Origin of the sequence: Ensifer sp. Root127, assembly GCF_001425225.1 — a bacterium.
Classification (GTDB): Bacteria; Pseudomonadota; Alphaproteobacteria; order Rhizobiales; family Rhizobiaceae; genus Ensifer; species Ensifer canadensis.
Genome location: NZ_LMDX01000034.1, coordinates 80129 through 105462 on the forward strand (window position 1 = coordinate 80129; position 25334 = coordinate 105462).

The 25334-nt window shown below is 63.8% G+C and carries 22 protein-coding genes; 13 read left to right on the top strand and 9 right to left on the bottom strand.

Annotated features, from left to right (window positions below; all coding sequences use genetic code 11):
* Window positions 1-112 precede the first annotated feature (112 nt).
* Together ASD03_RS27915 and ASD03_RS27920 are read right to left on the bottom strand one after the other, a co-directional pair.
* Window positions 113-1603, bottom strand: a complete 1491-nt coding sequence (locus tag ASD03_RS27915) for a carnitine 3-dehydrogenase (RefSeq protein WP_025427810.1) — start codon at window positions 1601-1603, stop codon at window positions 113-115.
* 11 nt (window positions 1604-1614) lie between these two features.
* Window positions 1615-2517 (bottom strand): 3-keto-5-aminohexanoate cleavage protein, encoded by a 903-nt coding sequence (locus ASD03_RS27920; protein ID WP_025427809.1) that lies wholly within the window; start codon window positions 2515-2517, stop codon window positions 1615-1617.
* A 108-nt stretch (window positions 2518-2625) separates the two neighbouring features.
* Here ASD03_RS27920 and ASD03_RS27925 point away from each other — a divergent pair, with 108 nt between their 5' ends.
* Entirely contained in the window at window positions 2626-3663 is a 1038-nt protein-coding gene (locus tag ASD03_RS27925; RefSeq protein ID WP_025427808.1) for a GlxA family transcriptional regulator, read from the top strand.
* Window positions 3664-3895: 232 nt separating this feature from the next.
* On the opposite strand, the gene ASD03_RS27930 is transcribed toward ASD03_RS27925, so the two are convergent.
* Complete coding sequence (locus tag ASD03_RS27930) at window positions 3896-5092, bottom strand: LysR family transcriptional regulator (RefSeq protein WP_025427807.1); 1197 nt, start codon at window positions 5090-5092, stop codon at window positions 3896-3898.
* A gap of 209 nt (window positions 5093-5301) precedes the next feature.
* On the opposite strand from ASD03_RS27930, the gene ASD03_RS27935 reads away from it, so the two are divergent.
* The 7 genes from ASD03_RS27935 to ASD03_RS27965 all read left to right on the top strand — a co-directional run bounded on the left by ASD03_RS27935 (window position 5302) and on the right by ASD03_RS27965 (window position 14043).
* On the top strand, window positions 5302-6840 hold the full coding sequence (locus ASD03_RS27935) for an aromatic amino acid lyase (protein WP_025427806.1): 1539 nt from the start codon (window positions 5302-5304) through the stop codon (window positions 6838-6840).
* Window positions 6841-6882: 42 nt separating this feature from the next.
* On the top strand, window positions 6883-8262 hold the full coding sequence (locus tag ASD03_RS27940) for an amidohydrolase family protein (protein ID WP_057211100.1): 1380 nt from the start codon (window positions 6883-6885) through the stop codon (window positions 8260-8262).
* A gap of 8 nt (window positions 8263-8270) precedes the next feature.
* Window positions 8271-9530 (top strand): Zn-dependent hydrolase, encoded by a 1260-nt coding sequence (locus ASD03_RS27945; protein ID WP_025427804.1) that lies wholly within the window; start codon window positions 8271-8273, stop codon window positions 9528-9530.
* 1 nt (window position 9531) lies between these two features.
* The gene (locus tag ASD03_RS27950; RefSeq protein WP_025427803.1) at window positions 9532-10629 is read left to right on the top strand and encodes a DUF917 domain-containing protein; all 1098 of its coding nucleotides are present in this window, start codon (window positions 9532-9534) and stop codon (window positions 10627-10629) included.
* 111 nt (window positions 10630-10740) lie between these two features.
* Window positions 10741-11070, top strand: a complete 330-nt coding sequence (locus tag ASD03_RS27955; RefSeq protein ID WP_025427802.1) for a TfoX/Sxy family protein — start codon at window positions 10741-10743, stop codon at window positions 11068-11070.
* A gap of 311 nt (window positions 11071-11381) precedes the next feature.
* On the top strand, window positions 11382-13043 hold the full coding sequence (locus tag ASD03_RS27960; RefSeq protein WP_025427801.1) for a urocanate hydratase: 1662 nt from the start codon (window positions 11382-11384) through the stop codon (window positions 13041-13043).
* 193 nt (window positions 13044-13236) lie between these two features.
* Entirely contained in the window at window positions 13237-14043 is an 807-nt protein-coding gene (locus ASD03_RS27965) for a class I SAM-dependent methyltransferase (RefSeq protein WP_057217720.1), read from the top strand.
* 296 nt (window positions 14044-14339) lie between these two features.
* Here ASD03_RS27965 and ASD03_RS27970 read toward each other — a convergent pair whose 3' ends face one another.
* From ASD03_RS27970 to ASD03_RS27990, 5 genes are all read right to left on the bottom strand, one after another.
* The gene (locus tag ASD03_RS27970) at window positions 14340-15101 is read right to left on the bottom strand and encodes an SDR family oxidoreductase (protein WP_025427799.1); all 762 of its coding nucleotides are present in this window, start codon (window positions 15099-15101) and stop codon (window positions 14340-14342) included.
* Window positions 15102-15105: 4 nt separating this feature from the next.
* Window positions 15106-15924 (bottom strand): ABC transporter permease, encoded by an 819-nt coding sequence (locus ASD03_RS27975; RefSeq protein WP_057217679.1) that lies wholly within the window; start codon window positions 15922-15924, stop codon window positions 15106-15108.
* Window positions 15924-16790 carry an ABC transporter permease gene (locus ASD03_RS27980; RefSeq protein WP_025427797.1) on the bottom strand — a complete coding sequence of 289 codons (867 nt, stop codon included), beginning with the start codon at window positions 16788-16790 and terminating at the stop codon, window positions 15924-15926. The genes ASD03_RS27975 and ASD03_RS27980 overlap by 1 nt, the downstream gene beginning before the upstream one ends.
* Window positions 16791-16868: 78 nt before the next feature.
* Window positions 16869-18029, bottom strand: coding sequence for a spermidine/putrescine ABC transporter substrate-binding protein (locus ASD03_RS27985; RefSeq protein WP_057211169.1), 1161 nt, complete (start codon window positions 18027-18029; stop codon window positions 16869-16871).
* A gap of 71 nt (window positions 18030-18100) precedes the next feature.
* The gene (locus ASD03_RS27990) at window positions 18101-19189 is read right to left on the bottom strand and encodes an ABC transporter ATP-binding protein (protein ID WP_025427795.1); all 1089 of its coding nucleotides are present in this window, start codon (window positions 19187-19189) and stop codon (window positions 18101-18103) included.
* A 186-nt stretch (window positions 19190-19375) separates the two neighbouring features.
* Here ASD03_RS27990 and ASD03_RS27995 point away from each other — a divergent pair, with 186 nt between their 5' ends.
* Window positions 19376-20179: a LuxR C-terminal-related transcriptional regulator gene (locus ASD03_RS27995; protein ID WP_025427794.1), complete on the top strand. Its 804-nt coding sequence runs from the start codon at window positions 19376-19378 to the stop codon at window positions 20177-20179.
* Between the two features lie 339 nt (window positions 20180-20518).
* Here the strand turns inward: ASD03_RS27995 and ASD03_RS28000 are convergent, their stop codons facing one another.
* On the bottom strand, window positions 20519-20815 hold the full coding sequence (locus ASD03_RS28000) for a hypothetical protein (RefSeq protein WP_057211102.1): 297 nt from the start codon (window positions 20813-20815) through the stop codon (window positions 20519-20521).
* Window positions 20816-20847: 32 nt separating this feature from the next.
* Here ASD03_RS28000 and ASD03_RS28005 point away from each other — a divergent pair, with 32 nt between their 5' ends.
* The 4 genes from ASD03_RS28005 to ASD03_RS28020 all read left to right on the top strand — a co-directional run bounded on the left by ASD03_RS28005 (window position 20848) and on the right by ASD03_RS28020 (window position 25334).
* On the top strand, window positions 20848-21816 hold the full coding sequence (locus ASD03_RS28005; protein WP_025427792.1) for a sugar-binding transcriptional regulator: 969 nt from the start codon (window positions 20848-20850) through the stop codon (window positions 21814-21816).
* 126 nt (window positions 21817-21942) lie between these two features.
* Window positions 21943-23385, top strand: coding sequence for an extracellular solute-binding protein (locus ASD03_RS28010; RefSeq protein ID WP_025427791.1), 1443 nt, complete (start codon window positions 21943-21945; stop codon window positions 23383-23385).
* Window positions 23386-23542: 157 nt separating this feature from the next.
* Window positions 23543-24466: a sugar ABC transporter permease gene (locus ASD03_RS28015; RefSeq protein ID WP_025427790.1), complete on the top strand. Its 924-nt coding sequence runs from the start codon at window positions 23543-23545 to the stop codon at window positions 24464-24466.
* Between the two features lie 10 nt (window positions 24467-24476).
* Window positions 24477-25334, top strand: a complete 858-nt coding sequence (locus ASD03_RS28020; RefSeq protein ID WP_025427789.1) for a carbohydrate ABC transporter permease — start codon at window positions 24477-24479, stop codon at window positions 25332-25334.

The following is a 25334-nucleotide window of genomic DNA, read 5'->3' on the forward strand; positions in this document are numbered from 1 at the left end:
GCATGTTCCTTCGCCCGTTGACGGGGACAAGGTCGCGGCAGCGGGATGAGGGGCGGCCGTCGCCCGACTTTTCCCGCAAAGACTGCCCCTTCCACGTCGAAGGAGCCGTCCGTTAGCGCTTCTGGCCGACGAACCGTCCGGCACCTTCGGGCGTCGGCAGGCCGGCGTGGGCCTCGGTGATCGCCTTCAGCTTGTCCAGGACCTTGGCTGGGGCAGCGACCGATTTGCCGGCCTTGCTGTCGACGTGCAGCATCATCTGCTCGGCGGTTGCGATGGCTTCCTTCGTTTCGGCATTGTAGATCGTCGAGAAGAGATGCAGGCGCTTCTCGTCCGACGACAGAAGCTGGCAGGTCGAATAGAGCGCATCGCCGAGCTTGGCCTCGCCGAGGTTCCGGATATGGGTCTCGACCGTGTAGTAGCTGTGGCCGTCGCGGACATAGTCGAGGTCGACGCCGATCAGGCGCAGCAGGCCGTCGGAGGTATCGCCGAACACCTGGAGATAGCGGTGCTCGGTCATGTGGCCGTTATAGTCGACCCAGGCGGCGCTGACCTTGGTGTCGAGAATGTGCAGCGGCTTGACGTCGCCGAGATCGGCTTCAGGCTTCTTGGCGTTGGCCCAGAGCTTCGCCTCGAAGTCGGCAAGCAGCTTGCCGGCGCCCCAGCCTTCGCCGCCATTGCCCGATTTCAGCGCATGCATGATGCCGACGAGGTTTTCGTCGCGGATGCGCTCGAGCTCGCGGATCGAGCGGCCGGCGGCCTGCGCGTCCGACTGTGCACCGATCTTCTCCACCAGCGCATCGTCGAGATCGACGACATCGGTGAACTTGGTCCAGGGCCATTTCAGGCAGGGGCCGAACTGGGCAAGGAAGTGGCGCATGCCGGCTTCGCCGCCGGCGATGCGGTAGGTCTCGAACAGACCCATCTGCGCCCAGCGCATGCCGAAGGAGTAACGCATGACATTGTCGAGCGTCTCGGTATCGCAGATGTCATCCTGGATCAGCCACAGCGCCTCGCGCCAGAGCGCTTCCAGCAGACGGTCGCCGACGAAGGCCTCGATCTCCTTGGCAATGACGACGCCCTTCATGCCGATCTGTTCGACGCCCTGCATGGCGCGCTCGATCGTCGCCTTCGACGTCTTCTTGCCGCCGACGAGTTCGACGAGCGGCAGCAGGTAGACGGGGTTATACGGGTGCGCCACGAACATGCGCTCGGGGTGCTTCATCTCGGCCTGCAGGTCGGATGGTAGCAGCCCCGAAGTGGAGGAGCCGATCAGCGCGTCAGGTCTTGCGGCGGCATCGATCTGAGTGATGACGCCGCGCTTCAGCTCCAGCCGCTCGGGCACGCTTTCCTGAATCCAATCAGCGTCCTTGACCGTTTCCTCGATGCTTTTGCAGAAGGTGAGTTTTCCCTTCGGCGGCAGCGGCGCCATGGTCAGCATCGCATAGGCGCGCTCGGCATTGGCCATGACTTCGCCGATGATGCGTTCTGCCTCCGGATGCGGGTCGAAGATCTTCACATCGATGCCGGCAAGCGCAAACCGCGCTACCCAGGCGCCGCCGATGACGCCGCCACCGACGCAGGCTGCTTTCGTTATAAGGCTCATGATATCCCCGCTCAGCGCTTCGTCAGCTTCAGTTTCTTGCGGACCTCATCCGGCCCGATGATCTTGGCACCCATGCCCTCGATGAGGCCGACTGCCTTTTCGACGAGCTGACCGTTGGTCGCGAGCTGGCCCTTGCCGATATAGAGATTGTCTTCGAGGCCGACGCGGACGTTGCCGCCGGCAAGGACTGCTGCTGCCGGGTAGGCAAGCGCGTTCCGGCCGATTGAGAAGGCAGAGAAGGTCCAGTTATCCGGCACGTTGTTGACCATGGCCATGAAGGTGTTGAGGTCATCAGGCGCCCCCCACGGAATGCCCATGCAGAGCTGGATCAGCACCGGATCCTCGATCAGCCCTTCCTCGGCGAGCTGCTTGGCGAACCAGAGGTGGCCGGTGTCGAAGGCCTCGATCTCGGGGCGGACACCGAGCGCCGTCATCTGCCGCGCCATTTCGCGCAGCATCGACGGCGTGTTGGTCATGACATAGTCGCCGAGCGAGAAGTTCATGGTGCCGCAGTCGAGCGTGCAGATTTCCGGCAGGCAGTCGGCGACATGGGCAACGCGCTCGGTGGCGCCGGCCATGTCGGTGCCTTTTTCGTTGACCGGGAACGGGCTTTCGACATTGCCGAAAACCAGGTCCCCGCCCATGCCGGCTGTCAGGTTGAGCACGACATCGACATCGGCGGAGCGGATGCGGTCGGTGACTTCGCGGTAGAGATCGAGCCTGCGGGCAGGGGCGCCGGTGTCCGGATCGCGGACGTGGCAGTGGGCCACGGCAGCACCCGCCTTGGCGGCTTCAATCGCCGCATCGGCAATCTGCTTTGGCGTGATCGGAACGTGGCTGGACTTTGAAACGGTGTCTCCGGCGCCGGTGACGGCACAGGTGATGAATACCTCGCGGTTCATGCTGAGCGGCATTGCAGTCTCCCTTTTATTAAAGCCATTACGAGCCAAGAACGGCGGCTCTGCTTTTCATAATCGGTTCTATCTTGTACATTATCGGCAACGATAAGGAGAAGTTTGCGAATGGATCAGAGCGTTTCGCAGGTGCAGCACGCCGACATCCTGGTGTTGCCGGAGACCAACCTGATCCTCGTTGCCTCGGTGATCGAGCCGATGCGCGCTGCCAACCGCATCGCCGGCCGGCCGCTCTACAGCTGGACGCTCTACAGCCCTGACGGCGAGCCGATCGAAACCAAGAGCGGCATCCCCATTCCGGTTGCAGGCGCTTTCCGACCACAGCGCGAAACGGCGCCGCTCTTCATCCTGTCGAGCTACAATTGGCAGCGGAGCGCCACCTCGCAGCTGAAGATGATGCTGTCGCAGACGGCGCGCCATCGCGAGCTGATGGCGGGCATCGAATCCGGCTCCTGGCTGCTTGCCGAAACCAGCTTGCTCGACAATTCCAAAGCCACCACCCACTGGGAGGATTTCGAGGATTTTACCGCCACCTATCCGCAGGTGACGATGGTGCGCGAACGGTTCGTCATCGACGGCAAGCGCATCACCACCGGCGGCTCCCTGCCGACGCTCGACCTGATGCTGGAGCTGATCCGCCGGGCGCACGGCTATTCGCTGGCGCTCGAAGTGTCGCGCCTGTTCATCTACGAACAGGAGCGCACCCGCGGCGACCTCCTGCAGATGCCGGCGATCGGCAACATGCGCATCCTCGACCCCCGTGTCGGCGCCGCGGTCAAGCTGATGGAGGAAACGGTTGAGGCGCCTTTGACGCTCGCGCGGCTCGCCCGCCGCATCGGCGTCGGTGCCCGGCACCTGCGGGACCTGTTTCGCGACACGATGGGGGTGGGGCCGCACGAACATTACCTGGCGCTGCGCCTTAATGCGGCGCGGCGTAAGGTGATCGAGACGCGCATGGAATTTGCCGACATCGCCGCGATCACCGGCTTCAATTCGTCATCATCCTTCTCGCGCAGCTACCGCGCCCATTACCGCGAGAGCCCGAGCGAGACGCGTCGTCGGCTGAAGCTTGGCCATGGAGCCGAGGATCGCGGCCGTTCGCCGGAGGGTGCGATCGGCAAGGCCAAGGCGACTGGACATCCCTAAGGCACGTCGCGCAAAAGTGTTCAGCGGTTTTGCGATGACGACATGCGAAAAAACAAGAGCTTAAAGCGCAGCAAGCGAATCCGAAAGATCGCGACGCGCTTTAGCTGCTCAGGTGGAGACACCGGCTTTGAGGCGACGATGCACCTCATGAGCTGATTCAACGGTGCGGTATTCCTGAGTCGTTTCAGCTGTTTGACGGCAGATCGTGAAGAACTGATTCCGGCGATCCCGATTACGCTGGCGAGGCTGTCGCTGCCTGCGGACCCGTCTTCATCATGCCGATCATCAGGTCGCCGACCTCGCTGGAAAAGGCGCCGCGCGGCCAGATGAGCGTCAGCGACTGGCGGTAGAGCGGCCCTAGCCGGATCATGGCGGGTGGGCGCTGGACCCGCGACAGCGAGGTTTCCGGCAGCACCGAGAGATAGCCATGGTGGCTGACCAGGTTGATGATGACGGGGATGGAATCGACCTCGACCAGTGTCACGCGGCGGTGCTCATGCTCCGTGAGCGTGTCATCGAGAAAGCGGGTGACCTCCCGGCGCAGGCCGCTTCGCACGCTCGGAACGGCGATCGGGCAGGTGGCGAGCAGCCGGGGGAGATCGCCGCCCATTTCCGAAAGGGCCGGTGCCGGACCGGCGAGCACCAGTGCGGTTTCGGACACGAGACGGCCGTCGAAATCTGGTGGAATGCCGGCGATATCGAGCAGGGCGGCGTCGAAGCGCCGGCTCTTGAGACCGGCGAGAAGCTCGTCGGCGGTGGTGCTGGAGATGAACAGCGATTGCCGCGGGCGGGAGCGGTGCCAAGTGGCCGTCAGCGCCGCCAGCATGCGGGCAATCTCGCTTTCCGGCCCGAGCGGCATGACCGCGCCGAGGCGCCAGGTGGTGACGTCGCGGCGGAACCGGTCGGCCGAAGCGCGCGTCAGCCGCGCCCAGATGTCGAGCAGGCGTTCGACTTCAGGGATGATGCCGAGGGCTGTCGGGGTGCAGACGATGCCGCCATGGGACCGCCCGAGCAGCCGGCATTGCAGATGACGTTCGAGGTCGGCGATCTGCCGTGTCAGTTGCGGCTGGCCAAGGCCGAGGGTGCGGGCGGCCGCCCGGATGCTGCCGGCCCGGGCGATCCGGACGAAACGGTCGAGGGCGACGAGGCCGACAGGCGGGATCGCAGTCGGTGGTTCGCCGCTAGCCGTAGTCAGCAGCGCCCGGATTGTGGCGCTTGCTTCGGTCACATCGGCCTGGCGTGCACGGGCCTCCAGCGTTAGGGCCACGAGGCCGCCGTCGCGACGGAAAAGCGGGATCGAAACGGCCTGTTCGAAGCGGCGAACGGCGGCGCTGACGCTCGACGGCGCACGGCTGCTCAAGGTGGCGGCGCGCCTTATGCCGCCTTCGCGCATGACGGCCTCGACGAGCAGGATCGTGGCGATATCCATTGCGTAAGTTCTCCGCCGGCATCGTCGGTGCCACCATGTTCAGAATTTGGCATCGGCCGTTCCGGATTTGGGATATATCACGAGAGCGAACAAAACGCATAGCATGCTGGCAGACGATCCCTCGCCCATAGAGGCGGGATCGCATCAAGTCTTTGCATCCACGCATCGTTTCGGCGTCGAGGCGGATCGCGTGGTAAGGTTCTCGAGGCATGCTGCAACAGGTCAAGTCCATCGTTCTCTGCGGAAAACCGCTCGACTTCGCGACGCTCGAGGAAATCGGCTCGGGTGCGGCGCGACCGGTCGCGGACGAGGGCGGCATGGAGCGGGTGGCGGCTGCCCACAAGGTGATCGCCGATCGCATCGCGCTCGGCCTGCCGGTCTACGGGTCCAACACCGGCGTCGGCTCGATGAAGGACCGGCTCTGGACGGCGGACGATCTGGCGGAGTTCAATACCTCCTTGGTGCGTGCCCATCATTTCGGCACCGGCGAATTTTTTGCGGTGCCGATCGTGCGCAAGGCCATCGCCATTCGCTGCAACACCGCGATGCGCGGGCATACCGGATGCAGCCCCGAGCTGATCCACGCCTTCCTCGCACTCATCGAGCACGACATCATCCCGGCAGTGCGTCGGCACGGCTCGATGGGCTGCGCCGATATCGGCCTGATGGGGCAGATCGCGGCCGTTCTGACCGGGGTCGGCGAAGCCTATCATCGCGGCCGGCTGGTTCCGGCCGAAACGGCGCTTGCCGATGCCGGGCTGACGCCTTTGGTGATGCGGCCGCGCGACGCGCTTGCGGCACTCAGCGTCAATGCGATTGCCTATTCGGCGGCCGCCGACGTGCTGCGCGAGGCGGCAGCGGCCATCCGCGTGCTGCTGGTGACCGGCGTGATGTCGTCGCAGGCGCTTGGCGCTTCGGCTGATCCGTGGCGGGTGGCCGCGACGCTGTCGACGCGGGGCGAGGCGCTGGTCGGCTCCTGGCTCTACGGCCAATCGGGCGTTTCCGACTGGCCCTTGCCGACGGCGATCCATGACCCATTGAGCCTGCGCATGACCGCACAGGTGTTCGGCGCCGTTGTCGATACGCTGCTGGTTGCCGCCGGCCGTCTGGTCGAGGCGACCTATCTTTCCGACGACAATCCGGTGGTGCTCGGCGGCCAGGTGCATGCCTCGGGTGCTTCGCTGCCCTTGACCACGACGCTCTATGTCGAAACGGCGCAAATCGCGTTTTCCCATGTGGCGCGCAACGTGCTCAACCGTTGCATCCTTCTGTCGAACGGCGGGCGCCGCAACCTGCCGGTCAATCTGGTGGCGCCGGGCGAAATCGCCACCGGCCTCGGCCCGCTGATGAAGCTTGCGGTCGAGCTCTACATGCGCGTGCAGTCGATGGCGGTGCCGCTTTCGGCCCAGTCGATCGTCGTTGCCGGCGGGTTGGAGGAAGAGGCGACCTTCCTGCCTTTGATCGTCGAGCGCATGGAAACCCAGGTGCGCGATCTGCGGCAGTTGGCGGCGATCGAGGCGATCCTGTCGTCGCAGGCGATCGATCTTGTCGGCGATGCGCCACACGGCATCGTCAAGCTCGCGCATGAGCGCACCCGCTCGATCAGCCCGATCTATCTGAAGGACCGGCCGCTATCGAAGGAAATCGAGGCGTTGCAAGGCGCGTTTACCTGCCATGACCTGCTGCGCACCTTCGTCACCATGGCGCCGATGCCGGAGTTCGACGACTTCTTTGCGCTGAGCAAGTGATCCAGGCTGATCCAACAAGGCTGATCCGATGGAGAGAACACGATGTCCGATTTCGATCTTGTCCTGAAAGGCACCATCGTTCTCCCGCACCGGATCGTCGAAGGCGGACATGTGGCCGTGCGCGATGGCAAGGTCGTGCATGTCGGGCAGGGGGTGGCACCGGCTGCCCGTGAACGCCACGATCTCGGACGCGCAATGATCCTTCCCGGCGCCATAGACGCGCAGGTGCATTCGCTGTCGCAGAAGAACCAGGAGGATTTCGTCTGGTCGACGCGCTCGGCCGCGGCCGGCGGTGTGACCACGATCGTCGACATGCCCTATGACGAAGGCAATCTCGTCTGCTCGGCGGAGGCCGTTGGGCGCAAGGTCGCCCATGCGAGCCCGCAGGCGCGGGTCGACTTCGCCCTCTACGGCACGGTCGACCCCGAGGAGGGGCCGGCCCGCATCCTCGAAATGGTCGAGGCCGGCGTTGCCGCCTTCAAGTTCTCCACCTTCGGCACCGACCCCAAGCGCTTTCCGCGCATTCCCGCAGCGCTGCTCGAGGATTGCTTTCGCGCGATCGCGCCGACGGGGCTTACAGCCGGGGTGCACAACGAGGACGACGAGGCGGTGCGCGGCGCGATCGAAAAGGTCAGGGCCGCTGGGATCACCGATTATCGCGCCCATGGCCTTTCCCGTCCGCCGCTCACCGAGCTCTTGGCGACCAACCAGATCTACGAAACGGGTGCTTCGACCGGATGCCCGGCGCATGTGGTCCACTGCTCGCTCGGGCGCGGCTACGAGATTGCCGACGCCTACCGGCGCCAGGGCCACGCGGCGACGATCGAATGCTGCATCCATTATCTGACGCTCGACGAGGAGAACGACGTTCGCCGGCTTGGCGGCAAGGCGAAGATCAATCCGCCGATCCGCCCGCGTGCCGAGGTGGAAAAGCTATGGCGGCATGTGGCCGATGGCACGGTGACGATGGTTTCGACCGACCATGTCAGCTGGTCGGAGGATCGCAAGACCAATCCGGACATGCTCGCCAATGCCTCCGGCGTGCCGGGTCTGGAGGTCATGGTGCCGCTGTTCGTCAAGGGCGCGCTTGAGCGCGGCATCCCGCTGACGCGGGCGGCCGAGCTGATGACGCTGAACCCGGCGCGGCATTTCCGGCTCGACCACCAGAAGGGCGCGCTGGAGGCCGGCAAGGACGCCGATATCATCGTCATGACGCCCGAGCCCTATACCTATGATGCGGCGACAAGCGGTCACAACGTCGTCGGCTGGTCGCCCTATAACGGCATCAGGCTGCCCTGGCGGGTGTCTGCCACCTATCTGCGCGGGTCGCTTGCCTTTGACGGGCGCGCCGTCGTCGCCAAGCCTGGCACCGGCGCCTTCGTTCGCCCGCTGCAGACTTTGCCTTTGCAGGAGGCCCGATGAGCACGAGCATCAAGACCAATCTGCCGGTGGATGCCAGCCGGATCGCCGGCATCGTCAACGGGCTTGCGGGGATCACGGAGCCGGATCGGCCCTATACCCGCCGGGCTTTCACGCCGCTGTTTCTGGAGGGCCGCGCCTTCCTCGATCGCCGCTTTCGTGCGGCGGGGCTGGAGACGCGCATCGATGCGGCCGGCAATCTCATCGGCCGGCGCAAGGGGCGAAAGTCCGCGCTCGGAACGCTGATGCTTGGTTCCCACTCCGACACGGTGCCGGAGGGCGGTCGCTTCGACGGCATTGCCGGCGTCGCCGCGGCACTTGAAGTGGCGCGCGCGCTTTCCGACGGCGGCATCGAACTCGATCACGACCTGGAGATCGTCGATTTCCTTGCCGAGGAAGTGTCGATCTTCGGCGTTTCCTGCGTCGGCAGCCGCGGCATGGCCGGCATCCTGCCGGATGGCTGGCTGAGCCGGGTGCAGGGCGAACTGAGCCTGCGGCAGGGCATCGTCGAAGTTGGCGGCGATCCGTCGCGGCTGCCAGCGCTCAAGCGTTCCGACATCAAGGCCTTTCTGGAACTGCATATCGAGCAGGGGCCGGTGCTGGAGACCGGGCGCCTGGATATCGGCGTCGTCACAGCGATCTCCGGCATCACCCGCATCGAGATCATCGTCGAAGGGCAGGCCGACCATGCCGGCACGACACCGATGGACCACCGGCGCGATGCGCTTGTCGCAGCCTCCCGGTTGGTGCTGGCAATCGAGGCGCTGGCAACCGAATTCTCCAAGGGCGAGGGACACTTCACCGCGACCGTCGGCGAGTTCTCGATCGAACCGAACGCCGCCAATGTCGTGCCGTCGCGGGCGCGGTTGCTGATCGATGCACGTGCCGAACTGCAGCCGCAGATGGAGAAATTCATCGTCGAACTGGGCGCGCTTGCCGCGCGCGTTGCCGGTGAGGCCGGCGTGACCATCGCGCCCGCCAATGTTATCTCCGACAATCATCCCACACCCGGCGATCCGCTGCTGCTTTCGACGCTGGAGGAAAGCTGCGGCCAGATCGGTGCCCGCCACCGGCGCATGGCCTCCGGAGCCGGGCATGACACCGCGTGGATGGGGCGCATCACCCGCTCGGCGATGATCTTCATTCCGTGCCGGGGCGGTCGTTCGCACGCCCCGGACGAGTGGGCGGAGAACGACGATATCGCGCTAGGCACTGCCGTGCTCTTCGATGCCGTCAGAAGGCTCGACAAACAATTGCAGGAGAAGGTTTGAGATGGGTCGGATATTGACGGAGAAGGATGTCGAAGCTGCGGTCAAGGGCGGCTCCGTCTATGCCGCCGGCGGCGGCGGCTGGGCCGATCACGGCCGCATGCTCGGCTATGCCGCGGTCTCGATCGGCAAACCGGAACTGGTGTCGGTCGACGAGCTTGATGCCGACGACTGGGTGGCGACAGCAGCCGCCATCGGCGCGCCGGCCTCGACCACCCCCTGGGAAATGCGCGGCGTCGACTACGTCAAGGCGGTGCAACTGCTGCAGGAGGCGCTCGGCGAGAAGCTTTCGGGCCTGATCATCGGCCAGAACGGCAAGTCCTCGACGCTCAATGGCTGGCTGCCATCGGCGATCCTCGGGACCAAGGTGGTCGATGCGGTCGGCGACATCCGGGCGCACCCGACCGGCGACATGGGCTCGATCGGCCTTGCCGGGTCGCCTGAACAGATGATCCAGACCGCCGTCGGGGGAAATCGCGACGAGAACCGCTATATCGAGCTGGTGGTCCGCGGCGCGACCGCCAAGGTCTCGCCGATCCTGCGCACCGCCTCCGACATGTCCGGCGGTTTCATCGCCTCGTGCCGCAATCCGGTCCGCGCGTCCTACGTCAAGGCGAATGCGGCGCTCGGCGGCATCTCGCTGGCGCTGGCGCTCGGCGAGGCGATCATCGCGGCGGAAGCCAAGGGCGGCAGCGCGGTGATCGATGCGATCGTCAAGACGACCAATGGCGCGATCCTTGCCGAAGGCACGATCACCGACAAGTCGGTCACCTACACCAAGGAGGCCTTCGACATCGGCACGGTGACGCTGGGGAAGGGGGCTGACTCAACGGTATTGCACGTGATGAATGAATACATGGCGGTTGACTCTGCGGAAGGCCGGAGGCTTGCCACCTTCCCTGACGTCATCACCACGTTGTCATCAGAGGGCGAACCCTTGAGCGTCGGCCAACTGCGGGTCGGCATGACGATCTTCGTGCTGCATGTGCCGAAGTCGGTGATCCCGCTTGCGTCCAGCGTGCTCGACCCGACGGTCTACCCCTCGGTCGAAAAGGCGATGGGCATAGAGCTCGCCCGCTACGCTCTGGCCGGGCGGTCGTAGAGCATGTCCAGGAAAAGCGCGAAGCGGTTTTCCGTCCGGAAATGCAAGAGAACAATGAGGTAAAGCGTTTCCAGATTTCGTGTGCACAGGAAACGCCAGGGGAGAGAGGTCATGGCGCGGGATGCGGGACTTGAGGAACTGATCAAGGACGAGATCGCCGGGCGGCCGGGGCTGTCGGAAAAGGCGATGTTCGGCGGCTGGGCGTTTCTGCTCAACGGCAACCTGCTCTGCGGCGCGCGCGAAGGATCGATGCTGGTGCGGCTCGGCAAGGGCAATGACGGCTGGGCGCTGGCGCTGTCCGATGTCGAACTGATGGTGATGAACGGCCGCGCGATGCATGGCTGGGTGCGGGCCGGGGCAGACGCTTATGGCGACGACGCCGTGCGCAAGCGGCTCATCGATGCGGCGACTGCCTTCGTCGAAACGTTGCCGCCGAAGTGAATGCAGAGAGTGGTTTTGCCCCTCACCCTAACCTCTCCCCGTAGGCGGGGAGAGGCGACGTCGTTGCGACCCGGGGCGGCAAGCCGTGGTTATTCTTCTCGCCGAGAAGGGGAGAGGCACGATTGTGATGAGATGGCGCGTTGGCAGCGAGCAGGGGAGCCGTTTACGCCCCCGGCCTGTGGGCGATGGACCATAGCGGCTTCGCACGCGATGTTCGCCGCAAGCTGTGAACAATCCCCTCTCCCCTTGCGGGGAGAGGGTTAGGGTGAGGGGCAGCGAGCTGCCTCGCGACAACGAAGAGGAACGAGACGATGCCCAAGGCCAACCCCCGTCACCCGAACTTTCCGATCCCCGGCGGACTGGTGCTGCGCGCCAAGGGCTGGCGGCAGGAGGCCTTGCTGCGGCTACTCGAAAACGTGCTTTCTGTCGGCGAGGATCCGGACAACCTCATCGTCTATGCCGCGCTCGGCAAGGCCGCGCGCAACTGGCCGGCGCACCGCGCCATCGTCAAGACGTTGATCGAGATGGACGAGGACCAGACGCTGATCATCCAGTCCGGCAAGCCGGTCGGGCTGCTCAAGACCCATGCCAAGGCGCCGCTGGTGATCATGGCCAACTGCAACATCGTCGGCCAATGGGCCAAGGCCGAAGTCTTCTACGAGCTGCAACGCAAGGGGCTGATCTGCTGGGGCGGGCTGACGGCCGGGGCCTGGCAATATATCGGCAGCCAGGGGGTGATCCAGGGCACCTACGAGATCTTCATGCGCATTGCCGAGCGGCGGTTCGGCGGCGATCTTTCCGGCCGCTTCGTGCTGACGGCCGGGCTCGGCGGCATGGGGGGCGCGCAGCCGCTTGCCGGCCGCATGGCGGGCGCCGCCATCCTCTGCGTCGATATCGACCCGGAGCGGGCGAAGAAGCGCCGGGAGATCGGCTACCTCCAGGAGATCGCACCGGATCTGGATACGGCACTTGCGATGATCGATGCGGCGGTCCGGGACAAGCGGGCGCTCTCCGTCGGGCTCATCGGCAACGCCGCCGAGGTCTACCCGGAAATCGCCCGGCGCGGCATCGTGCCCGACGTGGTTACCGACCAGACCTCGGCGCACGACCTCGTCTACGGCTACGTGCCGAAGGGCATGACGGTCGATCAGGTGAAATCGCTGCGTGACGACGGCCAGGGCCAGCTGATGGCCGCAAGCCGCGCCTCGATCGTCGAGCATGTTACGGCGATGCTCGAGTTTCAGAAAAAGGGCGCGGAAGTCTTCGACAACGGCAACCTCATCCGCACCCAGGCGCGCGAGGGCGGCGTTACCAACGCCTTCGACATTCCAATCTTCACCGAGGCCTATTTGCGCCCACTCTTTGCCCGCGCCATCGGCCCCTTCCGCTGGATGGCTCTGTCCGGCGAGGAGAGCGACATCGCGCGCATCGACGACCTGCTACTCGAAATGTTCCCGGACAACAAGATCGTCACCAACTGGATCAGGCTTGCACGCGAGCACATCCCGTTCGAGGGCCTGCCGGCGCGCATCGCCTGGCTCGGCCATGGTGAGCGCACAGCGCTGGCCCGTCGCGTCAACGAACTGGTGGCGTCGGGCGAATTGAAGGGACCAGTCGCCTTTTCGCGCGACCACCTCGATGCCGGCGCCATGGCGCATCCCAACATCATGACCGAGCGGATGAAGGACGGATCGGACGCGATCGCCGACTGGCCGCTGCTCGACGCCATGCTGCTCTGCTCCTCGATGGCGGATCTCGTCGTCGTGCATTCGGGCGGCGGCGGCTATGCCGGCTACATGACGAGCTGCGGCGTGACGGTGGTGGCCGACGGCACGCAAGCTGCCGACGAGCGGCTCGACCATGCGCTCACCAACGACACCGCACTCGGCGTCATCCGCTACGCCGATGCCGGCTACGACGAGAGTTTTGAGGAGATCGCCGCCAAGGGCATCGGGCACATTGCCCTGACATAGCCAGGGGCCGGCGTCTTGCCACCGTCTCTCCGAGAGGATCGTCGACGCCTTGGTATCGAGCAGTGCGCGAGCTACAGCGCCGCGCGTACGCGCGAAGGTCGTTGTAGCACTTTGAATTGCCGCATGTTTCCTTAAATCGAATACGATTTATGGAAACGCGGTAGAATGCTGGCTTTGCTGCTTGGGGGCGATCATGACATCAAGCTTCAATGTTCAAAGTGCGACTGGCTATGAGCAACTGATGGGGCGTTGGAGCAAACAGCTCGCGCCGCTTTTTATCAACTTTTCAGGCCTTGCAGATGGCGAGCGGATCCTCGACGTCGGATGTGGTACCGGAAGCCTGACCTTTGCGCTGCCGCATGCGGCAGATCTCCGTGAGATCACGGCGATCGACTTTTCGCCCGTCTTCGTCGAAGCGGCGATCAAGGCGAACACCGATCCGAGGATCAGGATCCAGCAGGCCGATGCCTGCGCGCTTCCCTTTGCCGATGATTATTTCGACCGGGCGCTGGCGCTGCTGGTCCTGCATTTCGTACCTAAAGCGGAAAAGGCCGTCGCCGAAATGCGCCGGGTGGTGCGGCCGGGCGGCGTGGTTGCGGCCGTGGTCTGGGATCATTTCGGCGGTCTGCCGGGCATGCGCATGGTGCTCGATACGGCGGCGATGCTCGATGAAAATGCCGATCAGGTACGCGCCCGCTATTGTTTCCAGCCGATGATGCGGCCCGGAGAGATGATACAGAGCTTCGCGGCGCATGGCCTCGTGGATATCGAGCAGACGTCGCTTATGATCCGGATGGACTATCAGTCGTTCGCAGATTTCTGGCAGCCGATCTCCGCGGGTGAGGGACCTCTCGGCAAATACGTCTCGGCACTAGAGCCAGCCCAGCGGGTGAAGATCGATGCAGCCGTGAAGGCCGCCTATGAGGCTGGCCAACCCGACGGCCCCCGGTCGTTTGCGGCAGTGGCCTGGGCATGCCGGGGTATTGTTCCGGAGGTGTGATAGGGCGTCAACATTTGCCGACCTCATCTCTGTGCTTGTCACAGAGATCCAGCGGCGCCGCGTCGGCGGCGCCAGAGGCTCCTTCGTTCCGGCGTCTGGCACAAGTCCTTCACGGCGCAGACGCGCCGTGGCTGGATTTCTGTGACAAGCACAGAAATGAGGGAAAGGAGGAAGCGCTTCGCGCACCACAGACACCAGGGACGCGAGGAAAACGCTCCGAGCCAGCGCGGAAATGAGGCGAGTGGGGCGGCGGCGCCTTCACAACGAGGCCTGGTGGGTACCTCAGCGTCCGGACGTCACACCACCGTCTCGCCGCCATCGACCACCAGGATTTGGCCGGTCATGTAGGACGATCGGTCGGACACCAGGAACAGGATCGACTCGGCGATTTCGTCGACGCTTGCCCAGCGGCCGAGCGGTACCTTTTCGCGGATGTAGGCCTCGATCGCGCCGCGACCGCCCATCTGGGCGATGAAGGGGTCGTTGAAGGGCGTATCGACCCAACCGGGGCAGAGCGCGTTGACGCGGATGCCGTGGCGGGCGTAGTCGCCGGCCATCTGCTTGGTCATGGCGATAACCGCATGCTTGGTGGTGGTGTAGGCGATCATCTCGCGGTCGTAGAGCACGCCCGACGATGACGAGGTGTTGACGATGACGCCGCGGCCGGCGGCCTTCATCGACGGCATGACCAGGCGGGCGGCCATGAAATGCGCACGCACATTGAGGTTCCACGAGCGGTCGAAGCCGGAGACTTCGACCTCTTCAAGATCGCCGGCAACCTGCGCGCCGGCGTGATTGTGCAGGATATCGATGCGGCCGTGGCGATAGAGGATATCGGCGATGCCGTCGGCAAGCGCTGCATCGTCGGTAACGTCGAGGGTGACGGCCTCGGCCTTGCCGCCCATGGCGCGGATGGTGTCGACGGTCAGGCTGCCGGCCTCGGGGCTGCGGTCGACGACGACGACATGCGCACCCTCGCGCGCCATGATGGCAGCGCCCGCCTGACCGATCCCGGAGCCCGCTCCGGTCACGATCGCGACCCGGTCTTTCAGGATCATCTGTTCACTCCCCGGATTTCGGTTTTTTGTCCCGCATCAGGATGCGGGCGGTCAGGATCAGGAGCAGCGAGGCGACGAGCACCAGCGTCGCGATCGCGTTGATTTCCGGCGTCACGCCGCGGCGGATCGAAGCGAAGACGTAGATCGGCAGCGTCGTCTTCGAACCGGCGACGAAGAAGGCGATGATGAAATCGTCGAAGGAGAAGGTGAAGGCGAGCAGGAAACCCGCCAGGATCGACGGCAGGATCTGCGGTAGCACGATCAGGCGGAAGGTGGTGAGCGGCGTCGCATAGAGATCGCTCGATGCCTCGACGATATCGCGCCCGAGGCTGGCGATGCGAGCTTTCACGATCATGGTAACGAGCGCCATCGAGAACAGCCCGTGCGCGGCGATGATCGAGCCATAGCCGAGCCCGAGCTGTGGCGGCTGGTCGCCCGGCCAGATGGCGGATAGCGCCGGATTGACGAAGGAAAAGACGGCGACGAGCGCCACAAGCGTGGCGATGCCGATGACGACGCCGGGCACGACGATGGCCGCGGCAAAGAGCGCGTCGAAGATCGCCCGGTTGCGCGGCGCCAGCCGCTCCATGCCGAGTGCGGCCATGGTGCCGAAGATGGCGGCAAGGGTGGCGCTGGTAAAGGCGATCATCAGGCTGTTCTGCAGCGCCGAGACCAGGAAGGTATTGCCGAGCGCCTTGCCGTACCATGCGGTCGAAAAGCCGGTGAACTCGCTGGCGCTGCGGCTGGCATTGAACGAAAACAGGACGACCAGCGCGATCGGCGCGTAGAGGAAGATATAGACCGAGGAGATGAAGGCGCGCATCAGACGAGATCCACCTGTCTTGTGCCGGCGACCCTGAAGGCGATGCGCATCGCCACCATCAGGATGACCACGACCACGGCCACCAGCGTCACGGCGATCGCCGAGCCGAAAGGCCAGTTTCGAGATTGCAGGAAGAGATCGACCAGCGCGTTGCCGATGAAGAACACCTTGCCGCCACCGAGAAGCTGCGGGATCAGGTATTCGCCGAGCAGCAGGATGGTGACGAGCGCCACGCCCGTCATCACGCCCGGCAGTGACAGCGGCAGGGTGACGCCGAAGAAGGTCGAGACGGGTCTCGCGCCGAGATCGGCGGAGGCTTCGAGCAGCCGGCGATCGAGCTTTTCGAGGCTGACATAGATCGGCATGATCATCAGCGGCAGGTAGCCATAGACGATGCCGAGCAGCACGGCGCCCGGCGTATTGAGCAGGCGCACATCCTCAAGGCCGATCATCGACAGCAGGTTCGGAATGCCGCGCGAGCCGAGGATATACATCCAGGCATAGGTGCGAACGAGCAGGCTCGTCCAGAAGGGTACGACCACCAGCGACACGAGGATAAGGCGGTACCGCGGGTCCGCCTTGACGGCGAGATAATAGGCGACGGGGTAGGCGACCAGCAGGCAGAGCAGCGCACCGACCGGCGCCAGCACCATCGTGTTCCAGAAGGCGGCCGCCCGGGTCGGGAGCCTGGCGAACTGGGCGAAGGTGAACGCCGCCTGATAGCCGCCTTCGGGCGCGCGCTCGCCGAAGGCGAAGACCAGCATGGCGATGAACGGCAGGACCAGAAAGATCATCAGCCATGCCGCCGCCGGCGCCACCAGCGCTGCCGTCACCAGGTTTCTCTTCGTGTTCGTTGCCGCGGGCATGTGAGTTGATCCGTCAAGTTTCATTGGCATTTCGGCCCCTCACCGCGAGGATGAGGGGCGGTCACGTCAAAGTTTCAATCAGGCTGACTTGAACCGCGCCATCAGCTCGGCGCGGCCCGGATCGGTCAAGGTTACCGCGGCGCCGAATTCGAGCGGCGTCAGCGAGGCCTCGTCGGGATAGACGATCTTGTTGCCGGTGACGTCGGCCGGCAGCAGCTTCATCACGCGGCTGTCGGTGGTCGGCGCGCCATTGGCGATATGTTCCTTGACGGCGTTTTCCGGTGCCATCAGGTAGTTGAGCAGCGCATAACCGGCCGCCTTGTTGGCCGCACTCTTCGGGATGGCGTAGAAGTCCGACCAGATTTCGCCGCCGTCCTTGCCGAGCACGAACTGGATTTCCGGCATGTCGCGGTTGAGCTGCGCGCCGTCATTGGTCCAGCACATCGTCATCCAGGCGTCGGTGGCGCGCATCGACGGCTGGTAGTCGCTGTTGATGGCGTAGAGGTGCGGCTTGACCTTGATCAGCAGTTCCTCGGCCTTGGCGAGCCCTTCCGGCTTGGTCGAATTGAAGGAATAGCCGAGCGAGACGAGCGCATTGCCGATGGTGGTCAGCTGGTAGTCGTGGACCATGGCGCGGCCGTCGGCCTCGGTCATGGCGATCTCGAAGAAGTCCTTCCAGCTGGTCACCGGTGTCTTGATCTTGCTGGAGTTGAGCGCGATGCCCGTGGTGCCCCAGTTCTTCGGCACGGCATAGGTCTTGCCGTCGACGACACCCTCGTTGGTGAAGCGCGCGGTCTCGGTCGAGGCGTCGTAGTTCGGCAGCTTGGAGAGATCGAGTTCGTCGATCAGGCCGAGCTTCACATAGGTGGAGATGGTGTAGTTGGTGGGCACGAACAGGTCCCAGCCGGTGCCGCCGGCCTGGAGCTTGGCGAGCATTTCCTCGTTCGAGCCGAAGACGTTGACCTCGACGGCAACGCCGGTTGCCGTCTGGAACGCCTCGAAGGTGGCAGGATCATGATAATTAGGCCAGGTGGCGATCGACATCTGCGTGCCGAGATCGCCGGCAAAGGCCGTCGAATTGAAGAGGCCCGGCTGGCGCGCCAGAACCGCCGTTGCAAGGCCAAGGCCGGTGACGCCGAGGAAGTGGCGGCGGGTGACCGAGCCGCGCTTCAGGCGCATCAGCTCGTCGGCCAATTGCTCGGCGGTGATCGGGGCATTTTCTCTGTACCATTTGGTCATGACGCTGTTCCCTTTATCGTTGACGTTCATGCAAGGCTCAGGGGGCGGCCGGGTCGGGCCGGAAACACATTTCAGGCCGGAAAGACGTGAAGCGCATTCGGATCGAAGGCGAGGCCGACCTTGTCGCCGGGCTCGACGAGATCGCTGTCGCCGAGCGCCCGGCGGTCGGCGGTGACGAGGAAATCGCCGAGGCCATCGACATCGATGGAGTATTCGACCGATGATCCCAGGAAGATGCGGTGCGTGACGGTGCCGGTGAGGGCGGCAGTGGCGGCAGCACCATTGCGTTTCAGGCTGATCGCCTCGGGGCGCAACGCGACCATGGCAGCACCGGCGCTCGGTGTCGTGGTGGCCGGGGCGGCAAACCGCGTGCCGTTGGCAAACAGGATGGAGGCGCCGCCATTGTCGACGGTGGCAGCGATCCGGTTGGTCTTGCCGACGAAATCGGCGACGAACAGGCTTGCAGGGCGATCGTAGATTTCCTGCGGCGGCCCGACCTGGACGATGCGGCCGGCATTCATGACGCAGACGAAGTCGCTCATCGACAGCGCTTCCTCCTGGTCGTGGGTGACGAGCACGAAGGTGATGCCGAGTTCGCGCTGCAGGGTCTGCAGCTCGATCTGCATGGCGGTACGCAGCTTCTTGTCGAGTGCCGCCAGCGGCTCGTCGAGCAGGAGCACCCTCGGCTTGTTGACGATGGCGCGGGCGAGCGCGACGCGCTGCTGCTGGCCGCCGGACATTTCGTGGATCCGGCGCTTGCCGAAGCCGCCGAGCCGGACCATCTCCAGCGCCTCCTGGGCGCGGCGCGAAATCTCGGCACTGGCGATGCGCGGCCGCATCTGCCTGAGGCCATAGGAGACGTTCTGCTCGACGTCGAGATGCGGGAACAGCGCATAGTGCTGGAACACCATGTTGACCGGGCGCCGATAGGCGGCAACGCCGTTCATCGCCTCGCCGTTGATATAGACGGTGCCTTCGCTCGGCTGCTCGAAGCCGCCGATCATGCGCAGGCAGGTGGTCTTGCCGCAGCCGGAAGGTCCGAGCAGCGCCATGAAGGCGCCCCGGGGCACCGCGAAGTTGATGTCCGAAACGGCGGTCACGCTGCCATAGCGTTTGGCGACCGAACGGAATTCGATGTCGTTCGTCGAAGCGGATGTCACGTCTGTTCCCTGCGGTTGTTGTCGGATACCGCCAAGGCTCTGATGCCCCCGCGCTCCACCGTCATTGACAGGCAGCCTAGTCAAAGCGCCCGGTGCCGGTATATACCCCGAGAGAGGTATTTCAACGCGAATTGGCTTGTGGGAGGAGTATACCCCGGAACAGGGCCGGATCGGCGGGAGAGCGGTTTGGGCATCGATCTCGAGGGATTATTTCAGGTCTTGGCGCCCATGGTCGACGGTGCGACCATGGACGACGAGGCTGTGGGTGCGGCCTATCGGCAATTGATGTCGACGCTGATGACCTTCGATTATGTCGTGGTTTTCGCCTATCGCGGCAAGGAACGGCCGATCGACCTCTACAGTACCTTCAATGCCAAGGACCATGTTCTATTCGTCAGCCTCTACCAGGCCGGGCCCTATCTGCTTGATCCGTTCTACCACGCGGCCTGCGAGGGCAAGCCGGGTGTCTGGCGCATGCGGGAGCGGGCGCCGGACCGGTTCTTCTCCAGCGAATACTATCGGACCTATTACGTGCAGACGGGACTGGCGGAGGAGGTCGGCTTCTTCGTGCCGATCAGCGAGCAGATCACCGTCGTGCTTTCGCTGATGCGGCGCGAGGCGACAGGCCCGTTCAGCACGGCGGAATTCGCGTTGCTGAAGAAGGTCGAGCCGCTGGTCTCCGCCCTTGTGCGCCACCACTGGGCCGACCTCGGGCGCCGGTTCGACACGGCGCTGGCAAAGACCGGCCGCAGCCGGAGAAAGTCGGCGCACCCTCCCGCGGACGGCGTCTGGCAGCACCTGAATCTGACCGAGCGCGAAGCCTCGATCATCGAACTCGTGCTGCAGGGTCATTCGTCGGAATCGATCGGCCTGAAGCTTGGGATCTCGACCGGCACGGTCAAGGTCCACCGCCGCAACGTCTACCGTAAGCTCGGCATCTCCTCTCAGACGCAGCTTCTTTCCCTCTACCTGCGCAATCTCGGCCAGTAGGGTTCAGCGCCACACCAGTCTTTCGGGGGGCGTGTTGGCGAAATTCTAAGAGCGCGCCCTTGCTTGACGGGCGGCGTATCCCCGTCGCCCCTCATTCCGGCCCTGTGCCGGAATCCAGCGACCTGACGTCTGTCGGGTCAAAAGACCTTCCAGCCCAAGGCCTTGGGCTGGCTGGATCCCTGTGACAGGCACAGGGATGAGGAGGTTTTTGCACCCTTGGCGTTCCCAGAGAACTGCCAAAGTGTGAAGCGTCGGCTGAGAATGGCTGTGTTGGAGGTGCGGCGCATCCCATTCTCCCTCATTCCGGCCTTGTGCCGGAATCCAGCGACCTGACGTCTGTCAGGTCAGAAGACCTTCCAGCCCAAGGCCTTGGGTTGGCTGGATCCCTATGACAGGCACAGGGATGAGGCGTCTCGATGCGCCCTCGGCCCTCCCTATGCCCGCCAGCGGCAGCAGTCCCATCGCCATCGATTCTCGGCCCATTGCACGCTCGTCGGCCAGTCCTTTCTCCTCGTCATTCGCCGCGATCCACAAACCATGAACGCACCGCGCACGTACTTGCTTGACATTTTTTTCACGGCATGAAATTTCTTTCAGCAACGAGATAAAAATATCATGCAATGCAAAAGGTATCATGCGTTGCAACATAACGAACCTGGGTGGAGACGATGGCGATCATCGGTGGTGCAAACCTTCGCGACGACGAAACCAGCATGGCGACGCGCGCCGCGTGGCTGCATTATGCCGGCGGTCTGACCCAGGCCGAGGTTGCCAAGCGGCTGGGGCTGACGTCACTGAAAGCCCACCGCCTGATCATGAAGGCCAACCAGGAAGGCCTGGTGAAGGTCTATATCGATGGCGAAGTGTCGGAATGCGTCGAGCTGGAGCAGAAGCTTTCCGCGCGCTACGGACTTGACTACTGCGAGGTCGTTCCCGACTTCGATGCCGACGATCTGCCGCTGAAGGCGCTCGGCATTTCTGGCGCGCAGTTCCTGAAGCGCGAGATCGAACGCGGCGAAACTGCGCTCGTCGGCGTCGGTCATGGCCGCACGCTTGCTGCTTGTGTCGAGTATCTGCCGCGCACCACCAGCAATAACACCCGTTTCGTCTCGCTGCTCGGCGGTCTCACCCGCAAGTTCTCGGCAAACCCGCATGACGTGATCCACCGGCTGGCCGAGCGTACCGGCGCGGAAGCCTATGTCATGCCCGTGCCGTTCTTCGCCAACACCGTCGAGGATCGCGACGTGCTCTTCAGCCAGCGCGGCGTGCGCGAAGTGTTCGATCTCGCCAAGACCGCCGACCTCTTGTTGGTTGGCATCGGCACGGCAGAGCGCGAGGCGTCGCTGGTTTCGACCGGAATGATCGAGATGAGCGAGATCGAGGAAATTCAGAGGGGCGGGGGCAAGGGCGAGTTGCTTGGCCACTTCTTCGACGAGGATGGTCGCCCGATCGAGACGACGCTGTCGAACCGCACCTTCACGCTCAGCCGCGACGACCTGAAGGATCGGCGCACGGTGGCCGTCGCCGGCGGCAAGATCAAGACGCCTGCCATTCGTGCCGTGCTTGGCAGCGGCCTGCTGAGCGGCCTCATCACCGACGAAAAGACCGCTCGGGCGCTGGCCGCCGACGGAAAATGAGGAGTGCCTGACAAAGTCGAGAGGCGAGGGCGAGGAGGTGTCGCTCTAACGCCTCGGGGGAGGAATACCGGTCGGGTAGCCGGTGATCGCATGATGCAATCATACCCGCAACGGAGGAGAAGACTTATGTACGAGAAGGAGAAAGACCTCATCAGCGCGTTTCTGCGCGGAGAGGTAGATCGTCGCGGCATGCTCAAGGGTCTCGGCGCTGCCGGGATTGCGGCCGGTTCGGCCGGCACGCTCTTCAACATGATGTCGACCCAGGCGCTGGCCGCCGATTTCGACTGGAAGGCGCATTCCGGAAAGTCGTTGAAGCTGCTTCTGAACAAGCATCCCTATGCTGACGCGATGATTGCCAACCTTCAGGCCTTCAAGGATCTGACCGGTATCGAAGTCACCTATGACGTGTTCCCGGAGGACGTCTATTTCGACAAGGTGACGGCAGCGCTTTCGTCGGGCTCGTCCGAATACGACGCCTTCATGACCGGCGCCTACATGACCTGGACCTATGGTCCGGCCGGCTGGATCGCCGACCTCAACGAATGGATCAAGGATCCGACCAAGACCAACCCGAACTACAACTGGGACGATTTCCTCGCCGGCGTGAAGAACTCCTGCGCCTGGAACGGTCAGCCGGGCGGGGCGCTCGGTTCGGAAGACGCCAAGCAATGGTGCATTCCGTGGGCGTTCGAACAGAACAACATCACCTATAACCGCGAGATGTTCGACAAGGCCGGCGTCGAGCTGCCGAAGAACCTCGACGACATGATCGCGGTCGCGGCCAAGCTGCAGAAGGACATCGGCGGCATCTACGGCATCGGCGTCAGAGGTTCGCGCTCCTGGGCGACGATCCATCCGGGCTTCCTGTCCGGTTACGCCAACTTCAACCAGAAGGACTTGAACGTTTCAGCCGACGGTAAGCTGTCGGCAGCGATGAATACGGCCGAGTCCAAGGCCTATCACACCAAGTTCGTGCAGATGATCCAGGAAAGCGGCCCGAAGGACTGGTCGACCTATACCTGGTATCAGGTCGGCGCCGATCTCGGTGCCGGCGCATCGGCGATGATCTTCGACGCCGATTGCCTTGGTTACTTCATGAACGGCGGCGACAACAAGATGGCCGGCAAGCTCGGCTACGCCGCCTTTGCCGCCAACCCGGAAGCCACGGCCTCGACGCCAAACATCTGGATCTGGTCGCTCGCCATGTCCAATTTCTCCAAGGACAAGGACGCCACCTGGTACTTCCTGCAGTGGGCGTCGGGTCCGGAGCACGCGCTGTTCGGCGCCACCAAGATGGACTTCGTCGATCCCGTTCGCCAGTCGATCTGGAAGGACGAGATGTTCCGCGAGAAGCTGAACGGCAAGTATCCGGGCTATGTCGAAATGTTCGACGCTTCGGCCGCCGGCGCCTCGATCAAGTTCACGCCGCAGCCGCTGTTCTTCGACGTCACCACCGAATGGGCGGCGACGCTGCAGAAGATGGTCGCCAAGCAGGTACCGGTCGATGAAGGTCTCGACCAGCTCGTCGAAAGCATCGATCGCCAGCTGAAGGAAGCTGGTCTCGGCTGATACGCCTCCCAAGCGATGCCCGGCGCATTCGGCGCCGGGCATCCCGCGAGATCGGCTTAAGGCCGCCCAAACCAACCTGAGATGCCGGTGGACTGGCGCGGGGCTCGACCTCGCGTGCCGCGTGCTTTCTTCAAGACTTTAGAGAACGGAGCTCCACATGGCTTCAACAGCAACACTCCGCAAACCGGCGTCAGGTTTCAGGATCAGCAGGAAGATGCTTCCCTATGTGCTGAGCCTGCCGGCGCTGCTCGTGTGCATCGGCATTCTCATCCCCTTCTTCACGGCGGTTATCTATTCGTTCCAGCGTTATAGGTTGAGCCAGCCCTGGGCGCGTCAGTTCAACTGGGGCGAAAACTACCTGAACTTCGTCACCGATCCGGCCTTCTGGAACACGCTGAAGGTGTCGCTGCTCTATGCCGGGATCACCGTGACGCTGGAACTGCTGCTCGGTCTCGGCATCGCATTGTTGCTGCAGCGCCGCTCAACGATCAACAACTTCATCTCGATCATGCTGCTGTTGCCGCTGATGATTGCGCCGGCGCTCGCCGCTTTGATGTGGAAGCTGATGACCAATCCGAGTTTCGGCATCCTCAGCTACCTCGCAAGCCTGATCGGCCTGCATGACTTCCGCTGGGCCTCTTCGCCCGACACGGCACTCCTGACCGTCATCCTCGTCGATATCTGGGTCTATACGCCCTTCATCATGATCCTGCTTCTGGCCGGCCTTCGGTCGCTGCCGACCCAGCCTTTCGAGGCGGCGGCGCTTGACGGCGTGCCGCGAAGCTTCGTCTTTTTCCGCATCACCCTGCCGATGCTGACGCCCTATATCCTGACGGCGACGCTGTTCCGGTTGCTCGACAGTATCCAGCAGTTCGACATCATCTATGCGATGACGCAAGGCGGCCCCGGCAACACGCTGACCGTCTTTCAGGTCGAGGCCTATCTCAACTTCTTCCAGTCGACCAATGTCGGCCGTTCGGCAGCGCTTTTGATCATCCTGTGGGCGATCACCTACACGCTCTCCAACGTCTTCATCAAGAACTGGCTGCGCCTGCGCGAACGCGCCCGCGGCGAAGCGTAAGGAGGTTCACATGGAAACCACGTCTCCCATCGAACGGGTCCTGCGCGCTGTCGCCCTGACGCTCGTCGTTGTCTTCTTCATGTTCCCGATCTTCTGGATCTTCCTGATGTCGTTCCAGACGAACGAGACGATCCTGACCATTCCGCCATCGATCGTGTTCTCGCCGACACTATCCAACTATGCGGCGCTGATCACCGGCAAGTTGCAGACGGCCGCCGGTACGCTCGACATCGCCTTCATGCGCAACCTCGGCAACTCGATCTTCCTGTCGGTCGCTTCCGTTGCGGTGGCGCTGGTGCTCGGCGTTCCCGCGGCCTACGCCTTTGCCCGGCACAAGTTCAGGGGTTCGGAAGACATCGCGTTCACGCTGCTGTCGTTCCGCTTCGCGCCACCGCTGCTGGTGCTGCTGCCGCTGACCCAATATTTCCAGTGGCTCGGCCTTTCCAACACCTATTTCGGCCTGATCTGGGTCTACCAGCTGATCTGCCTGCCACTGATCCTGTGGATCGTGCGTGGTTACTTCGAGGATATCTCGGCCGACGTCGAATATGCCTACCGCATCGCCGGCCATTCCTGGTTTGCGACCTTCCGCAAGATCGCCCTGCCGCTCGCCGGTCCCGGTATCGCTGCCGCCGGCCTGCTCGCCTTCATCTTCGCCTGGAACAATTTCGTCTTCGCGCTGGTGCTGGCCTCCGCCGACAAGCAGCCGGTGACCGTGGGCGCACTTGCCTTCGTCACATCCTCAGGCATCCAATACGGGCAGATAGCCTCGGCCATCGTTCTCTCGGTCACGCCGACGCTCGCGCTCGCACTCTACGCCCAGCGTTACCTCGTCGAAGGTTTGTCGCTTGGCGCGGTGAAAGGGTAA

Bases quoted from the DNA above. Each gene is read 5' to 3' on its own strand.
- ASD03_RS28015 (WP_025427790.1), top strand. From the start codon at position 23,543: ATGGCTTCAACAGCAACACTCCGCAAACCGGCGTCAGGTTTCAGGATC.
- ASD03_RS28020 (WP_025427789.1), top strand. From the start codon at position 24,477: ATGGAAACCACGTCTCCCATCGAACGGGTCCTGCGCGCTGTCGCCCTG.
- ASD03_RS27930 (WP_025427807.1), bottom strand. From the start codon at position 5,092: ATGGATATCGCCACGATCCTGCTCGTCGAGGCCGTCATGCGCGAAGGC.
- ASD03_RS27920 (WP_025427809.1), bottom strand. From the start codon at position 2,517: ATGCCGCTCAGCATGAACCGCGAGGTATTCATCACCTGTGCCGTCACC.
- ASD03_RS27970 (WP_025427799.1), bottom strand. From the start codon at position 15,101: ATGATCCTGAAAGACCGGGTCGCGATCGTGACCGGAGCGGGCTCCGGG.
- ASD03_RS27935 (WP_025427806.1), top strand. From the start codon at position 5,302: ATGCTGCAACAGGTCAAGTCCATCGTTCTCTGCGGAAAACCGCTCGAC.
- ASD03_RS28010 (WP_025427791.1), top strand. From the start codon at position 21,943: ATGTACGAGAAGGAGAAAGACCTCATCAGCGCGTTTCTGCGCGGAGAG.
- ASD03_RS27975 (WP_057217679.1), bottom strand. From the start codon at position 15,924: ATGCGCGCCTTCATCTCCTCGGTCTATATCTTCCTCTACGCGCCGATC.
- ASD03_RS27960 (WP_025427801.1), top strand. From the start codon at position 11,382: ATGCCCAAGGCCAACCCCCGTCACCCGAACTTTCCGATCCCCGGCGGA.
- ASD03_RS27965 (WP_057217720.1), top strand. From the start codon at position 13,237: ATGACATCAAGCTTCAATGTTCAAAGTGCGACTGGCTATGAGCAACTG.
- ASD03_RS27950 (WP_025427803.1), top strand. From the start codon at position 9,532: ATGGGTCGGATATTGACGGAGAAGGATGTCGAAGCTGCGGTCAAGGGC.
- ASD03_RS27980 (WP_025427797.1), bottom strand. From the start codon at position 16,790: ATGCCCGCGGCAACGAACACGAAGAGAAACCTGGTGACGGCAGCGCTG.
- ASD03_RS27985 (WP_057211169.1), bottom strand. From the start codon at position 18,029: ATGACCAAATGGTACAGAGAAAATGCCCCGATCACCGCCGAGCAATTG.
- ASD03_RS27915 (WP_025427810.1), bottom strand. From the start codon at position 1,603: ATGAGCCTTATAACGAAAGCAGCCTGCGTCGGTGGCGGCGTCATCGGC.
- ASD03_RS28005 (WP_025427792.1), top strand. From the start codon at position 20,848: ATGGCGATCATCGGTGGTGCAAACCTTCGCGACGACGAAACCAGCATG.
- ASD03_RS27940 (WP_057211100.1), top strand. From the start codon at position 6,883: ATGTCCGATTTCGATCTTGTCCTGAAAGGCACCATCGTTCTCCCGCAC.
- ASD03_RS28000 (WP_057211102.1), bottom strand. From the start codon at position 20,815: ATGATACCTTTTGCATTGCATGATATTTTTATCTCGTTGCTGAAAGAA.
- ASD03_RS27955 (WP_025427802.1), top strand. From the start codon at position 10,741: ATGGCGCGGGATGCGGGACTTGAGGAACTGATCAAGGACGAGATCGCC.
- ASD03_RS27925 (WP_025427808.1), top strand. From the start codon at position 2,626: ATGGATCAGAGCGTTTCGCAGGTGCAGCACGCCGACATCCTGGTGTTG.